The organism is Streptomyces tubbatahanensis (assembly GCF_022699385.1).
Taxonomy (GTDB): Bacteria; Actinomycetota; Actinomycetes; order Streptomycetales; family Streptomycetaceae; genus Streptomyces; species Streptomyces diacarni.
The window spans coordinates 310,538-325,651 of the sequence record NZ_CP093846.1; the positions used below are offsets into that span (position 1 = coordinate 310,538).

At 73.2% G+C, this 15,114-nt stretch carries 12 protein-coding genes and 1 pseudogene; 7 read left to right on the forward strand and 6 right to left on the reverse strand.

Annotation, left to right across the window (positions count from 1 at the left end; translation table 11 throughout):
* The first annotated feature begins 122 nt into the window (after window positions 1-122).
* Both MMF93_RS01305 and MMF93_RS01310 read left to right on the forward strand, forming a co-directional pair.
* A complete protein-coding gene (locus tag MMF93_RS01305; RefSeq protein WP_242748701.1) occupies window positions 123-1,040 on the forward strand; it encodes a sulfite exporter TauE/SafE family protein in 918 nt (305 codons plus the stop codon).
* 201 nt (window positions 1,041-1,241) lie between these two features.
* Window positions 1,242-2,504, forward strand: a complete 1,263-nt coding sequence (locus MMF93_RS01310) for an acyl-CoA dehydrogenase family protein (RefSeq protein ID WP_242748702.1) — start codon at window positions 1,242-1,244, stop codon at window positions 2,502-2,504.
* 135 nt (window positions 2,505-2,639) lie between these two features.
* On the opposite strand, the gene MMF93_RS01315 is transcribed toward MMF93_RS01310, so the two are convergent.
* Window positions 2,640-3,224, reverse strand: a complete 585-nt coding sequence (locus tag MMF93_RS01315; protein WP_242748703.1) for a TerD family protein — start codon at window positions 3,222-3,224, stop codon at window positions 2,640-2,642.
* A 366-nt stretch (window positions 3,225-3,590) separates the two neighbouring features.
* On the opposite strand from MMF93_RS01315, the gene MMF93_RS01320 reads away from it, so the two are divergent.
* From MMF93_RS01320 to MMF93_RS01340, 5 genes are all read left to right on the forward strand, one after another.
* Window positions 3,591-4,598 (forward strand): Lrp/AsnC family transcriptional regulator, encoded by a 1,008-nt coding sequence (locus tag MMF93_RS01320; RefSeq protein WP_242748704.1) that lies wholly within the window; start codon window positions 3,591-3,593, stop codon window positions 4,596-4,598.
* Between the two features lie 200 nt (window positions 4,599-4,798).
* Window positions 4,799-5,767 (forward strand): polysaccharide deacetylase family protein, encoded by a 969-nt coding sequence (locus MMF93_RS01325; protein ID WP_242748705.1) that lies wholly within the window; start codon window positions 4,799-4,801, stop codon window positions 5,765-5,767.
* A complete protein-coding gene (locus tag MMF93_RS01330) occupies window positions 5,764-7,092 on the forward strand; it encodes an MFS transporter (RefSeq protein WP_242748706.1) in 1,329 nt (442 codons plus the stop codon). The genes MMF93_RS01325 and MMF93_RS01330 overlap by 4 nt, the downstream gene beginning before the upstream one ends.
* Window positions 7,092-7,916, forward strand: coding sequence for an SDR family NAD(P)-dependent oxidoreductase (locus MMF93_RS01335; RefSeq protein WP_242748708.1), 825 nt, complete (start codon window positions 7,092-7,094; stop codon window positions 7,914-7,916). The genes MMF93_RS01330 and MMF93_RS01335 overlap by 1 nt, the downstream gene beginning before the upstream one ends.
* Window positions 7,913-10,180: a 2-dehydropantoate 2-reductase gene (locus MMF93_RS01340; protein WP_242748710.1), complete on the forward strand. Its 2,268-nt coding sequence runs from the start codon at window positions 7,913-7,915 to the stop codon at window positions 10,178-10,180. The genes MMF93_RS01335 and MMF93_RS01340 overlap by 4 nt, the downstream gene beginning before the upstream one ends.
* Window positions 10,181-10,233: 53 nt before the next feature.
* On the opposite strand, the gene MMF93_RS01345 is transcribed toward MMF93_RS01340, so the two are convergent.
* The 5 genes and pseudogenes from MMF93_RS01345 to MMF93_RS01360 form a co-directional block, all read right to left on the reverse strand.
* The gene (locus MMF93_RS01345; RefSeq protein WP_242748712.1) at window positions 10,234-10,560 is read right to left on the reverse strand and encodes a hypothetical protein; all 327 of its coding nucleotides are present in this window, start codon (window positions 10,558-10,560) and stop codon (window positions 10,234-10,236) included.
* Window positions 10,561-10,745: 185 nt separating this feature from the next.
* Window positions 10,746-11,786 (reverse strand): annotated as a pseudogene (locus MMF93_RS33625) (sulfatase-like hydrolase/transferase); the annotation flags it as partial.
* 205 nt (window positions 11,787-11,991) lie between these two features.
* Entirely contained in the window at window positions 11,992-12,828 is an 837-nt protein-coding gene (locus MMF93_RS01350; RefSeq protein ID WP_242748714.1) for a hypothetical protein, read from the reverse strand.
* A 120-nt stretch (window positions 12,829-12,948) separates the two neighbouring features.
* On the reverse strand, window positions 12,949-14,502 hold the full coding sequence (locus MMF93_RS01355; RefSeq protein ID WP_242748716.1) for a glycerol-3-phosphate dehydrogenase/oxidase: 1,554 nt from the start codon (window positions 14,500-14,502) through the stop codon (window positions 12,949-12,951).
* Complete coding sequence (locus MMF93_RS01360) at window positions 14,499-15,104, reverse strand: TetR/AcrR family transcriptional regulator (RefSeq protein WP_242748718.1); 606 nt, start codon at window positions 15,102-15,104, stop codon at window positions 14,499-14,501. The genes MMF93_RS01355 and MMF93_RS01360 overlap by 4 nt, the downstream gene beginning before the upstream one ends.
* Window positions 15,105-15,114: the final 10 nt, after the last annotated feature.

The window sequence follows — 15,114 nt, forward strand, 5'->3', positions numbered from 1 at the left end:
CCGGCCACCGAGACGTGAGCGGATCACATGATGGACGACCTCTTGTAGGGCTTCTCCACTGCCGCCATTATCCCTACCAACCAAGTAGGAAAACTAGGGATCTCAACTGCGAGGTGGCTGCTGTGCGCACGCTGATACTGCTGGCCTTGGCCGGGCTCGGCGCCCAACTGGTGGACGGCAGCCTGGGCATGGCCTACGGCGTCACCTCCACCACTCTCCTGCTGGCCGCCGGCACCAACCCCGCCGCGGCCTCGGCCACGGTCCACCTGGCCGAGATCGGCACCACCCTGGCCTCGGGCGCCGCCCACTGGAGGTTCGGCAACGTCGACTGGCGGGTGGTCGCCAGAATCGGGGCGCCCGGGGCCGTCGGCGCCTTCGCCGGGGCCACCTTCCTGTCCAGGCTGTCCACCGAGGCGGCGGAACCGCTGATGTCGCTCCTGCTGCTGACCCTCGGGCTGTACGTGCTGATCCGTTTCACCGTCCAGGGGCTGCCCACGGGGAATCTGGGGAAGCCGCTGCGCAAGCGGTTCCTGGGTCCGCTGGGGCTGGTGGCCGGATTCATGGACGCCACCGGCGGAGGCGGCTGGGGGCCGGTCGGCACCCCGGCGATCCTCGCCAGCGGCCGCATGGAGCCGCGCAAGGTCATCGGCTCGATCGACACCAGCGAGTTCCTGGTCGCCGTCGCCGCCAGCCTCGGGTTCCTCTACGGGCTCGGCTCCGAAGGCGTCAACGCCGGATGGGCGGTCGCGCTGCTCGTGGGCGGACTCGTCGCCGCGCCCCTGGCCGCCTGGCTGGTGCGCCATGTGCCGCCGCGGATCCTCGGCTCGGCGGTGGGCGGTCTCATCGTCCTCACCAACGTCCGCACTCTGCTGCGTGGCGACTGGATCTCGGCGGGCGACGCCGCCCAGTGGACGGCGTACGGCATCATCTACGCGGTCTGGGCGGCAGCGTTGGTCCACTCCGTGCGGGAGCACCGGCGCGCGCCCGCTCCGCGAGCGGCGACCGCACAGGACGAGACAGCACCGTCGGCATCCGTCTGAACACCCCCTTGCGCCCGCCCCCGGCCTGGGGCCCGGGCCAGGCCGGAAGCTGCGGAAGCTCTCCCTCTCCCCTTCTTCGGAGGCGCGTGTGACATCGGCTGCCGAGGCACTCCCCTGCTCCGTGGACGGTCCTGGGCCCAGCGGTGCCGGACCGTCGCCCCGTGCGGCGGCCCCCCGTTCGCGGCCGTACCGGTGCGGGCCGTGATCCTTCACGAAGAGGAGCGGGAAGGCGAGCGGGAAGCTGACCCGGCGACGCACCGCGCGGCTCCCCCGGACCTGTGGGAGCAGGTGGCCGGTGAACTCGCGGACCATCTCGCCGTCGACGCCGCCGCACGCGACCGTGCGGGCGCACCGCCCCTCGACGAGGTGGCGTACATCCGCGAGTCGGGTCTGCTCGACGCGCTCGTCCCACCCGCGCCCGGCGGCAGCGGTCTGGCGTGGCCGGATGCCTGCCGGATCGTCCGGCGGATGGCCGCCGCGGACAGCTCCCTCGCCGAACTGCTGGGCCGTCACTACGTGCTGGCCTGGAGCGGGCGTCTCCTGGCGCCTGCCGGTCCCGGTGCCCGGTGGGAGACCCACGCCGCCGGCCGGGGGCTGCTGCTGGCCGGGCGGATCGAGCCGGAGGCGCGCGGCGACCGGTCTTTCGACGACGGGCTGACGCTCACGGTCGACGATGACGGCCACAACCTCAGCGGCCGCAGTGTGCCGGTGCCGGGCGCGCGGGTGGCCGACCGCGTCCTGCTCTCCGCCCGGCGCGCCGGCACGCGGGAGACACGCGCGGTGGTACTGATCGACCCGAGCAGTACCGGCGTCACCACCGAACCCCTGGACGACCGGTTCGGCCAGCGTCTCACCGGGGCCGGCACCCTCCACTTCGCTCAGGCGCACGTCGGCGAGGACGACACGCTCGGCACGCTCGCGGAGGACGAGGATCTGACACCTCCACTCGCGGCGCTCGCCCCGCTCGCGCTGAGGATGATGACCGCGCACGTCGTGCTCGGCATCGCCGAGGGCGCACTGGATGAGGCACGCGACGCCATCCTGGCCACGTACCACACCCGCTCCCCCGCCCCCTGGCGGGACGATCCCACTCTCACGGCGGAAGCCGCGGACCCCGACCTCCTCCAGGCCTACGGAGAACTCGCGGCCGCGGCCCACGTGTCCACGGCGGTCGTCGACCACGCCACACACGCCCTGGCGGTAGGCATCGGCCGAGGAGAGCGGCTCGACTCCGTGCACGGTTCACGGATCGCCGCCTCCGTCGCCACGGCAGAGGCCAGCGCGAGCGAGGCCGCGCTGCGCGTCACCGCCCGCGTGCTGGAGCTCGCCGACGCCGCGCATCTCGACCGGTTCTGGCGCAACGCCAGGTCGCTGACAGCACACCGTGCGCTCGCCCGGGAACTGCGCGCCATCGGCGCACACTTCCTGTACTCGCCCACCCCGTCGCGCTCCTCGGGCGCCTGACACGGGGACGGGCGGGCCGGTCCACAAGACGTGACGCGGGCGCGCGCCCGGACTCGGGGAACCGCCGGGGCCCGCCCCGGCGGGCGTGGCCCGGCTCGGAGCGGGCGCCCGCACTGCCGGGCGCCCGCACAGCGACTACTTGCTGACCGCGAAGCGCATCAGGGCGTGCTCGTCACCCTGCTTGATCTTCCCCGTCGTGTTGATCACTTCGAGCTTCCACGCGCCGCCGACCCGCACGGCCTTGGCCACGGCGCAGCCGTTGTCCTGGGTGAGCATGCTGGGCCAGATGTCGGCGACCTGCTGTACGGAGCCACCGGTCGCGTCGTAGACCTTGAAGCTGATGTTGCGTGCCTTCTGGAAGGAGCTGCCCTTCTTGTAGGCGGCGGCGACGAACACGATCGAGGTGATGTTGCCGGGGACGCCGGCGAACTCGACGGTGACGGTCTCGTCGTCACCGTCGCCGTGCCCGGTCTGGTTGTCGCCGCTGTGCACCAAGGATCCGTTGCCCATGGGGTCCAGCGAGTCGAGGCCCGCCAGCCGGACCGGATCCCCGTCCTGCATCGCGATGGCGATCAGGTCGAGGTCGGTTCCGGCCTTCCGGCGGAACCGGCCCATCACCCCGCCGCTGCTGCCGGCCGTCGGGTCCCAGGAGACACCGATGCTCAGATGGGACACACCGTCCAGATCTGCCGGGCCGTCTTCCTTGGTAAGCGTAATCATGCGTGATTCATCCTCGTGTCAGCGGAACTACCCCACAAAGTGTGCCTGGCCTCCTGCGGACTTCTCGTGAGGGGTCCGCGTACACGGTCCTCGCGACGGGTCCTGATCGACGGGCACAGGCGGGCACTTCGGCGACACCGTACGGCCAGGGACGGCCGGTCCCGGCCGCGGACGGCCGCGAAGGTGGGGAAATTCTTGCGTCGCCTGACGTGATCCGTCGCCGTCCCGGCCGGGCCGACGAAGCCCGGGAACTGCCGGTTTTCGCCGCGCGTAACGAGGTTGTTGCCGAGTATCACGGCTATGACCAGCGGGTATGCGGGATTTCATCGTTGACGGCGGGAGACGGCGGCCTCTAGCGTCCGCCACATGACCTACCGAGCCCACGCGGAAGCGATCGATGAGCTGGACCGTCGCGTCATCGCGGCGCTCCAGCTCAACGGCCGCGCCCCGTGGAGCGCGGTCGCCCAGTGGGTAGGAGCCAGCGAATCCACCGCACAGCGCCGTTACCAGTCGTTGTGCGCCCGGGGGCTCCTCCGGGTCGTCGGCACGGTGGAGCTGGACCGCACCCGCCAGGGCTCCTCGATGCTGGTGCGGGTACAGGCCAGGCCGGGACGCGGACTCGACCTGGCAGAACAGCTCGCCGCCAGCCCCGACGTCCGCTTCCTGGCGGTGGTCACCGGCACGGCGGATCTGATCGTCGACTTCGTCGCGCGCGACAACGACGAGATGATCCGCATGCTCTTCACGGACCTGCCAGGCGCCGACCTGATCACCGGCACGGAGGCCGTCGCCGTCATCCGGACGTTCACCTCAGCCTCGAGGTGGGACACCGGGCTGCTGCCGGCGGACGCCGCCGCGGCTCTGCGCCAGGACACCACCGCCCCGCCGTGCGACCGCGACGAGAGGGACCGGGCGCCACAAGCGCTCTCCGGCCTCGAGAAGGAGATCGCCTCGGCGCTGACGGAGGACGGCCGCACGCAGGTCAGCGCCCTGGCGCGGCGGCTCGGACGCAGTCAGTCCAGCGTCGCGCGGGCCCTGGACCGGCTCATCGGCCGGGGCGTGCTCCAGTTCCGCACGCTGGTGGAGCCCTCCCTGCTGGGTTACGAGGCGGAGTTCATGGTGTGGCTGTCCATCGAACCCGACCGGCTGGACGCGGCCGGCCGCAGGCTCGCGGCACATCCCGGCACCAAGTTCCTGAGCGCGGCCACAGGCCGGTTCAACCTCGTGGGTCACATGGTGCTGCCCCGCCGCGCCGACCTGTTCCGTTACACCAGCGAGGTCATCGGGGCCCTTCCCGGGCTCCACGCCTCCGACATCACCCTCCACCTCGCCACCATGAAGTACTCCTGGCACCGGATGACCCAGGCGGTCTGAGCCGCCACCGCACGCACCGGTGCCTGCCCTACCTGCCCCTTCCCCCTGCTCAGCCTCGGTATCGGTCTCGGCCTGACCCGTCCGCCCCTCCGTCCTCCCCCGCGGACGGTCGCGCGGCCTTCACCGAGCCGCGCCCGGTCCCGTCCCCGAAACCGGCCCCGGACCCGAAATACGTCCCCGAATACTTGTGGAGATCCGTCATGCCCACATCCGACACCGGTGAGCCGACGCCGAGCTGGCGCTGGCCGGAGGAGACCTGGCGCGGCCACGCCGAAGCCGTCCGTGCCGGGCGCCGGCTGGTTCCCGCACGCTGGCCCGGCGGCGCCCGCGTGGCCGTCGCCCTGTCCTTCGACTCCGACCACGAGACGATTCCGCTGCGCGACGGGGAGACGAGCCCGGGGCGGCTGGCGCAGGGCGAGTACGGGGCGCGCGCCGGTGCTCCGCGCATCCTGGAGCTCCTCGCCCGCCACCAGGTGCCCGCCACCTTCTTCATGCCCGCCGTCTCCGCGCATCTCCACCCCGACGAGGCACGGGCCTACACGCGCGACGGTCACGAACTCGCCGTCCACGGCTGGATACACGAGCGCAACACACTCCTGGGCCGCGACGACGAGAGGGAACTGACCGCCCGCGCCCTGGAGACGCTCACGCAGCTCACCGGGCAGCGGCCCACCGGTATCCGCACCCCGTCCTGGGACTTCTCGGACTCGACGCTTCAGATCATGCTGGAGCTCGGCTTCTCCTACGACTCCTCCCTGATGGCGGACGACGAGCCGTACGAGGTCCTCGCCCACGGCCGGCCCACGGGCCTCGTCGAGATCCCGGTCGACTGGATCCGCGACGACGCCCCGTACTTCACCATGGACCGCTACGGGTCCGTGCGCCCGCACAGCCGCCCGCGCGACGTACGCGAGATCTGGGTCGACGAGTTCGACGCCGCCTACCGTGCGGGCGGCGTCTTCCAGCTCACCCTCCACCCCCACGTGATCGGACACCGCTCACGCCTCGTCGCGCTGCGGGAGCTGCTGGACCACATCGCGGCACACACCGGGGTCTGGTACGCGACACACGCCCAGGTCGCCGAAGCCTCCCGCGCCGTGCTGCGCACGCCGCCGGACTCCACCGACGCGCACGACACACGCGCCGACCACCCGGAGGCCACCCCATGAGCCACACCGGCCCGCCGCCCGCGGCGGCGCCCGCACCGGGCGCCGCCACCACCGCGCACCACCGGCTGAGCCCCGCTCAGCGCAAGGCCATCGTCGCCGGGACCATCGGCAACACCGTCGAGTGGGTCGACTGGGCCCTGTACTCGATCTTCGTCAAGATCATCGCGGACGAGTTCTTCCCCCGGGGCAACGAGGCCGTCGCCCTGCTGTCCACCCTCGCCGTCTTCGCCGTCGGTTTCGTCATGCGGCCCATCGGCGCGGCCGTACTCGGCTCCTACGCCGACCGGCACGGCCGCAAGAAGGGCCTGACGCTCACGGTCGGCCTGATGGCCTCGGCCGCCTTCGTCATCGCGCTCACCCCCTCCTACGAGACCATCGGGTTCCTCTCCCCGGTGATCCTGCTGCTGGCCCGGCTCGTGCAGGGCTTCTCCGCCGGAGGGGAGTTCGGCTCCTCCTCGGCGTTCCTCGTCGAGTCGGCCGCCCGGGGACGCCGCGCCTTCGCCGGATCGTGGCAGCAGGTGTCGGTCGCGGGCGGGGTCCTGATCGCCTCGCTGCTCGGCACGGTGGCCACCTCGCTCCTCAGCGACGGCGAGCTGCACTCCTGGGGGTGGCGCCTCGCGTTCGTCGCCGGGGGGCTGCTGGGGCTGATCGGCCTGTGGCTGCGGGTCTCGGTCGAGGACACCGAGTCCTTCACCGAGGCACGGGGCGCGGGACGCACGCGCCGCAACCCCGTCAAGGCGATGTTCGTCGACCATCCCGCCGCCGCGCTGCGCGTCGCGGGGATCACCGTCGCCGGCACCCTGACCTACTACATCTGGGTCAACTACCTGCCCACCTACGCCAACCTGACCACCGGCATCCCGCTGAGCACGGCGCTGCTGTCCCAGACCCTGTGTCTGATCGTCTTCGTGGTCGCCCTGCCGTTCGCGGGGCTGCTGTCCGACCGCGTGGGCCGCAAGCCGACGCTCGTCGCTTTCGCGGGCGGCTTCGTCGTCCTGGCCTGGCCGCTGCTCCACCTGCTCCGCGACAACTTCCTGAGCCTCTTCCTCGTACAGCTCGTCGGGATGCTGCTGATCCTCGGGTACTCGGCCAACTGTGCGGTGATCATGGCTGAACAGTTCCCCGCGGAGGTGCGGGCCACCGGCATCGCGCTGCCGTACGCGCTGGCTGTCGCGCTGTTCGGCGGCACGGCACCGTACGTGACGACCTGGCTGCACGAGAGCGGCCTCAGCGATCTGCTGTGGGTCTACGTCTCGGCCGCCTCGCTGATCTCCCTGCTCGTCTACCTCACGATGCCCGAGACCAAGGACAAGGGGTTTCGCTGATGTCCCACGTACTGATCACCGGTGCGGCGGGGGGCATTGGGGCGGCGATCGCCGAGGAGTTCGCCTCTCACGGCGCCCTCCTCACCCTGACCGACCGGGACCGGGCCGCGCTGGAGAGGACGGCCGCGCGCCTCGGTGACGGCACCGTCGCCCACGCCGCCGATCTCACGGAAGCCGAGCAGCCCGCCGCCGTGGTGGAGCGCGCCTGGGCCAAGCGCGGCCCCGTCGACGTCCTCGTCAACGCAGCGGGCCGCTATCCCTCGCTCGACATGGCCGACCTCCGCGCCGACGCCTGGGATCAGCTGTTCGCCGTCAATCTGCGGGCCCCCGTGCTGGCGATGGCCGCCTACGCGCGGCTGGCCATGGAGGCGGCCGGGGGCGGGTCGGTCGTCAACATCTCCTCGGGATCCGCGCTGCGGAGCCGCCCCGGGGGCGGGCCGTACGCCGCGTCGAAGGCCGCGCTGGAGATGGCCACCCGCGCCGCCGCCCTCGAACTGGGGGCGCACGGCATCCGCGTCAACGCCGTCAGCCCCGGATTCGTCCCGGTCGACAGCGACTGCAACCCCGTCTCCGAGGAGTACGCCGCCGCCATCGGCGGCAACCCACTGGGACGCCCCGGCACTCCCGGGGACATCGCCCGAGCCGTCCGCTGGATCGCCGGGCCCGACGCTTCCTGGGTCACCGGCGAAATCCTGCGCGTCGACGGTGGCTCCAGCAGCGGGGCCCTCCAGTTGCCCCGGATCTGGCCCCCCGACGCGCCCGCGAACCCGCCCGCACGCCCGAGCCGTCCCGCACCCCTCAGCACCGAAGGACAGAGCCGATGAGCAGTCAGCAGCAGACCCCGGCCGGGTACACGGTCGTCGGCGCGGGAGCGATCGGCGGCACCCTGGCCTTCGCCCTGGCGCGCGCCGGACACGCGATCACGGTCGTCGACACCGACCGCGCCCAGGTGGCGGCGATCCGCTCCCACGGGCTGACCGTCGCACGCGGTCAGGAGCGCACGAGCGTGCGGGTGACGGCCCTGACGCCCGAGGAGTACGACGGGCCGCTGGGCCGCGTTCTGCTGGCGGTCAAGGCCCAGGCCACGCAGGACGCGATGGAGTGGATCGCGCCCCGGCTGGCGGCGGACGGCTGTGTCGTCTCGCTGCAGAACGGCTTCAACGAGGCCGTGATCGCCCGGTACGTCGGCGCCGAGCGGACCGTCGCGGCGTTCGTCAACATCTTCGCCGACGTGATCGAACCGGGCGTGGTGCTGGACGGCGGCGCGGGCGCGCTGGTGGTGGGCGAACCGGACGGCGCGCCCGTCAGCCGGCGCGTGCGGGACATCGTCGCCGATCTGCACAGCTGGGGACCCGCCAGGGTGAGCGACAACGTCGAGGGGTACCTGTGGGCGAAGGCGGGCTTCGGCGCGATGCTCGCCGCCACCGCGCTCGCCGACGCCCCGATGGCCGACCTCATCGACCGGCACAGGCCCGCGATGTACGCTCTGACCGCCGAGGTCTACGACGTCGCCGACCGGCTCGGCGTCGCGCTGGAGCCCTTCGACGCGTTCGAGCCCGAGGCCTTCCGGCGCACGGCGGACTCCACCGCCCGCAGAGCCGCCACCGACCGCCTCATCGCCTGGCTGCGCACCCAGACCAAGGACCGCAGCGGCATCTGGCGCGACCTGGCGGTACGCCACCGCCCCGTCGAGGTGACCTCCCACTACGCGGACGTCTTCGCCCACGCCGACCGCGAGGGTCTGCCCACCGGGGTGCTGCGCGCCGTGCTGGAGGGCCTGCGCACGCTGGAGGGCGCCCCGGAGCTGATGGCGGAGGAGCGGCTGGAGCGGTTGGACCGGCTCGCCGCCGCCGCGACCGGCCCGGCCGCCCCGGACAGCGCGGCGTCGGGCTCCAGCCCCGCGGCGGCCACGGGCATGGAGCCCGACCAGGCGGCGGCGGTACGGGACTGGCTGGAACACCACCGCGAGGACATGGTGGCCGACCTGGCCGCCTACACCTCCCAGGGCAGCGCCAGCGACGACCTGGACGCGCTCGACTCCTGCCTGGCCTGGGTGCGGGAGTGGCTCGACCGGTCCCTGGGCGAGCCCGCGAGCGAGGAGGTGCTCGCGCGCGAGAACGCCGGAGACGTGCTCGTCCGCCGCTGTCCGCCGACGGAGGGCACGGCGGACAGCGCACGGCCGGTCCTGCTCCTGGGCCACTACGACACGGTGTGGCCCACCGGCACCCTGGACACCTGGCCGTTCCGGCGCGACGGTGACCGTCTGACCGGTCCCGGAGTCTTCGACATGAAGGCCGGACTCGTCCAGGCGGTGTGGGCGCTGCGCGCCCTCGAGGCGCTCGGTCTTCCCCGCCCGGACTGCATGCTGATGCTGAACGGCGACGAGGAGACCGGCAGTCTGGCCTCGCACGAGGCCCTCGTCGAGGAGGCGCGGCGCAGCCGTCTGGCGCTCGTCTTCGAGGCGGCGGCCGACGGCGCGATCAAGACCGCGCGCAAGGGCGTCGGACTGTTCACCGTCACGGTGTCGGGGGTGGAGGCCCACGCCGGACTCGACCCGGCGGCGGGGGCGAGCGCCGTGGAGGAGTTGGCACACCAGATACTCGCGCTGGCCGCGCTGCGGGACCCCGCCGCCGGTACCTCCCTCAACGTGGGGGTGGTCGAGGGCGGCACCCGCAGCAACGTGACCGCCGGGCGCGCGGTGGCACACCTCGACGTCCGGGTGGCCTCCGCCGCCGAGCAGGACCGGATCGACGCCGCGCTGGCCGCGCTGCGGCCCCTCGACACGCGGACCCGGATCGAGGTCACAGGAGGCTGGAACCGCCCGGTCTTCGAGCGGACCGCACAGGTCGCCGAGCTGGCCGAGCTGGCCAAGGGCTGTGCGGCGCTCCTCGGCGTCGATCTGCGGGAGACCTCGGTCGGCGGCGCCAGCGACGGGAACTTCGTCGTCGCCGCCGGCGTCCCCGTCCTCGACGGGATCGGCGCGACCGGATCAGGGGCGCACGCCCGCTCGGAGAACACCTCGGTGCACGGCATGGTCGAACGCGCGGCGCTGACCGCGCTCGTGCTGGCGTCCCTGGGACGGGAGTGACCACGAACGCGGTTCCGGCCGGACCGGTGGCGACGGCCCGCCCCGGCACACGGCTACCGCGGTTCGCGCCACTCGCTCCTCATGGTCGCGAGAAGGCGCGCCGCCTGCCGTGGGTGCCGGTCGGCGACATCGGTGGTCTCGGCGGGGTCGCGGGCGAGGTCGTACAGCTCGAAGTGCCAGTCCTCGTCGGGGTGGTCGCGCTCGCGGTCCGGGGAGAAGCGCACGGCCTTCCAGTCGCCGACGCGCACCGCCTCGGCCGCGCTGCGGGCGAACGGCCCGTCCTCGCGGGCCTGTCCCGGCGTGGTGTACGGGTCGTTCCGGTAGAAGTACAGCGGCCGGTGCGCCACAGGGCGCTGTGCACCGAGCAGTTGGCGGTGCATCGCGACCCCGTCGAGCCCTTCGGGAACCTGACTCCCGGCGCCCGCGAGCGCGGCGAGGGTCGGCAGCAGGTCCCAGGAGGCGACGACCTGGTCGCTGGCCGAGCCCGGGCGGTGGACGCGTCCGGGCGGTGGACGCGTCCGGGGGCCCGGACGATCAGCGGTACCCGGATGCCGCCCTCGAACAGATTGCGCTTGTATCCGCGCAGTCCCCCGCCGGCTCCGTAGGAATGCGGATCGAGCGCGTCCTCCTCCGTGGGTCCGTTGTCGGAGGCGAACAGGACGACGGTGTCGTCGTCGAGCCCGAGTTCCCGCAACCGGCCGAGGAGGACTCCCACCTGCCGGTCGGCGTAACCGACCTGTGAGCAGTGGCGTCGGGCCGCCGGGCTCAGCCGCGGATCGTCCTCGTAGACGGGGTCGGTGCGCGGGATCTCCTGTGGGCTGTGCGGGAGTTGGGAGCTGACCACGCAGAAGAACGCATCGTTTCGGTGGCGCTCGATGAAGTCCAGGGCCTCGCTCAGGACGAGGTCCGGCGCGTACGTGTGCTCGGCGCCGTCCGCGTTCCCGACCACGGCGTACCGCTCGTGGTCGGACCACAGGTACGGCGGATAGTAGTCGTGCGCGGCGGCGTGGGTCGCCTGGCCGAAGAACCGCTCGAAGCCCTGTCTGTTGGGGTGGCCGGGATGGTCGGACACGTCGGGGCAGAACCCCCACTTGCCGAACAGGCCCGTACGGTAACCGGCGCCGCGCAGCACGTCGGCCACCGTGACGTCCCCCTGGCCCAGCGGAGCGTCCGGCTCCCCCGGGTCGGGGTTGGCCCGCACGGGCGCGTGCCCGGTGTGCAGGCCGGTCAGCAGGGTGGCGCGGGAAGGCGCACAGACCGGCGCTCCCGCGTAGTACTGCGTGAAGCGGGCCCCCTCTTCCGCCATGCGGTCGAGGTGCGGGGTGCGGATGATGCTGTTTCCGAAGGATCCGGTCTCGCCGTAGCCGAGGTCGTCGGTGAGGTAGAGGACGATGTTCGGCCGCCGGCGGTGTCCGGTCCCCGAGGGCGTGGCCTGGCCGGCCGGGGCGTCGGCGGACGCCGGCCCACCCAGACCCGCGGCGGCGAGTCCTCCGGCCGCGGCCAGGACATCGCGGCGCGACAACGGTGCGGGCATGTTCCCTCCTTGCCGCCCACCCCGTCGGCGAGCGGGAGCAGCGGGACGGTGGAATGCCGCCGATTTTTGCATGGGCTCCGGAACAACAACAGGGGGCGGAGCCGGACTCCGGGCCTCGTGGTCGGCCTGTCCCTGGTCGCTGACGGCCGACGCGTGGTCGGCCACCTGCTGGCGCACCACCAGTGCATCTCAGCAGCGCCGCGCCAACGGATCCCCTGGGTGTCCTGGCCACCGACACCCCTCCCGAGCTCGCCCACGCCACCGTTTTCCGAGCGTGTCACTCGGGGGCGGGGTCGAAGACCGGGGTGGTGTCCGCGTCGTACGGCAGGCCGGAGAGCACCTCGGCGTAAGCCCGGTCCACCACGTGCCGGTGGCGTGCGGTGTGCCGTGAGGCGGGGTCCGCGGCCACTCGCGCCACCCGCTTCTCGTACGCCTCGGTGATCTCCTCCGCGGTCGCCCGCCAGTGGGCGTCGTCGGCTACGCGGACCACCTCCACGCACTCCGGCGGCGCCCCCTCCGCCAGGGCGGCCGCGGCCCGGTCGTGGCCGTCGAGGAGCAGCCAGCCGTCCAGGAAGGAGACCCACCACAGCAGGACGGGGGCGAGGGTGCCCTCGCGGGCGTGCTTGCGGTACGCCTTCACACGTGCGGCGTCCGGCGCCGGGAGCGGCCGCAGCGGCAGTACACCGTGCCAGCCGCCGCCGCAGAGCAGTTCGAGGGTGGCTTCGGGCCAGTCGCGGACGAGGTCGCAGTCCCAGATGCCCGGGGTGAAGGTGGCGCGCCGGTTCAGCAGCCAGCGCCCGCGGTGCAGTGGGCCGCCCCTCGCTTCCTCCAGCCACCGCGCGTACAGGTGTGGCCAGTCGGGTGAGGTCCGCATTCTCGCGGCGGTCAGGTGCGGCAGCGGTGAACGGTATCCCGGCAGTCGGCGCAGGTGCAGGTCGCGACAGCAGCCGTCGCCCTCGGACCGGGCCCGGATCAGCGGCCGTTCGCCCTGTCGCAACAACCAGCGGCGGTCCGACGCCCTCTCCAAGCGCAGCGGGGGCCGGGGAGTCCCGTCCTCGGGCACGGTGAGGACGAGCCCGCCACCGGGCAGTGGCTCCCTCGTCGCTCTGGCCATGGGATCAGTGTCCGGCCCGGGGCCGCTCGTCGACAAGCGGAAGGCCGCCCCTGCGGGCACCACCGCGGACCGCGCCGGGCCGGCGCGGAGGCTGCCGCCCCGTGGGCGGCCGGCGGCTCGTCAGCCGGTTCGGGTGGCCGGTCCTGCCGCCGCCAGTGCCTCGCGGGCCGCCGCCAGCGCGCGGTCGCGGTCGGCCGCGACCAGGCCGATACGGGTGCGGCGGTCGAGGAGGTCGGACTCGTCGAGGGCGCCCTCGTGCCGGACGGCGAAGCGGAGTTCGGCCGCGGTGACGCCGGCGGCCACGGGTTTCAACAGGTCGGGGTCGCCGTTCGCCTGGGCGACGACGGCCGCGCTCTCGCTGCCGTACCGGGCGCGCAGCCGGGCCGTGGCCTCACGGGCGGACGTGGGCGTGGTGCCCGCGCCGACGAGGGCGAGGGCCTGGGTGCGGCAGGGTCCTGCGTCGAGCCCGGCGCGCGCGACGGCGGCGTCGACCGCGTCCTCGGCCATCGCCCGGTACGCGGTGAGTTTCCCCCCGACCGCGGTGATGACGCCGTCCGGCGAGGTGAGGACGGCGTGGCGGCGGGAGAGGTCGGCGCTGCGTGACGTCCCGGTGCTCTCCAGGAGGGGGCGGAGTCCGGCGAAGGCGCCGATGACGTCCGCCCTCTCCAACGGGGTGGCCAGCGCGCCGGAGAGCGTGCGCAGCAGGAAGTCGATGTCCTCTTCCGGTGCTTCGGGTATGTCGGGAACGGTTGCGACGGGCTCGTCGGTGAGGCCGGCGTAGACCCGGCCGTCTCCTTGCGGCAGGGCGAAGACGAACCTGCTGGACTCCCCCGGCACCGGGACCGTCAGCGCGGCGCGGGGGTTGCCCAGGCGTGCCGCGGGCAGGACGACGTGCGTGCCTCGGCTGGGCCGCAGGGTGACGTCGGGCACCAGCGTTCCGGCCCAGACGCCGGCCGCGTTGACGACGCTCCTGGCCCGCACCTGCACGGGGGCGCCGGTGAGTTCGTCGCGCAGTTCGGCGCCGTCTCCGGTCAGGTCCTGGGCGCCGCACCGGGTGAGGACGTGCGCCCCGTAGCCCGCGGCGGTGCGGGCGAGGGCGACGACGAGGCGCGCGTCGTCGGTGAGCTGCCCGTCGAAGGACAGCTGGCCGCCGCGCAGGCCCTCGGCGCGCACGGCCGGGGCCAGCGCGAGGGTGAGCGGCGCGGGTATGCGCCGCGACGGCGGCAGGGTGCGGGCGCCGACCCTGGCGCCGACACGCAGGGCGTCCCCGGCGAGGAAGCCCGCGCGGGTCCACAGGGCGCGGGCGCGGGGGGTGTGCGTGTGCACCGGGAGCACCATGGGCAGGGCGCGAACGAGGTGGGGGGCGGTCCTGCTCATCAGGATGCCGCGTTCGCGTGCCGACTCATAAGCGATGCCCACGTCTCCACTGGCCAGGTAGCGCAGTCCGCCGTGTGCCAGCTTCGAGCTCCAGCGGCTGGTGCCGAAGGCCAGGTCGTGGCGGTCGACGAGGACGACGCTGAGGCCGCGTGCGGCGGCGTCGAGTGCGATGCCGGCGCCGGTGACGCCCGCGCCGACGACGAGCAGGTCGACGGTGGGTCCGGTGGCCAGCCAGTCGAGGGAGCGGGCGCGGCGCGCGGCGTTGAGGGAGGTGGTGCGTTCGGTCGGTCGTGTCATGCGGCGGCGCTCCAGTCACGCAGGTAGCCGGTGAGGAGCCGGCCGAGGGAGTCGAGGAGGGCGTCCTCGGTGAGGGTGTCCTCCACGAGCCGCCGGGAGGCTCCGATGGACTGGACGGTCAGCAGGACGACGCGGGACAGTTCCCCGGGCTCGCCCGCGCGTACGGAGCCGTCGCGCTGCCCCTCGGCGATCTGGGCGTGCAGCAGTTCGAGGGCGGCGTGCTGGCTGGAGCCCAGTCGGTGGAAGACGTAGGTGGCCAGCAGTTCGGCCTCGCTGTCGAGGAAGCGGCTGAACAGCGAGTGGTGCCACACCGCGCGCACCGTGCCGGTGGCGCCGTGCACGATGCGCCCGAGTGCGTCGGCCTCGGTCGCCTCGGCGACCGCCTCGGCGAAGAGGGCCTTCAGCTCCCGCGTCATCAGGTCGCCGACGAGCGAGGAGATGTCGGGCCAGTGGCGGTAGACGGTCGGCCTGCTGACTCCGGCACGGCGGGCCACGTCGGTGAGTGTGGTGCGCCGCACTCCGAAGGCCTCGACGCACGCGCGTGCGGCGTCCAGGATGTCGTCCTCGTTCTTCCGTCCAGAGCTTTTACGAATTGACGTCACGTGTAAGACT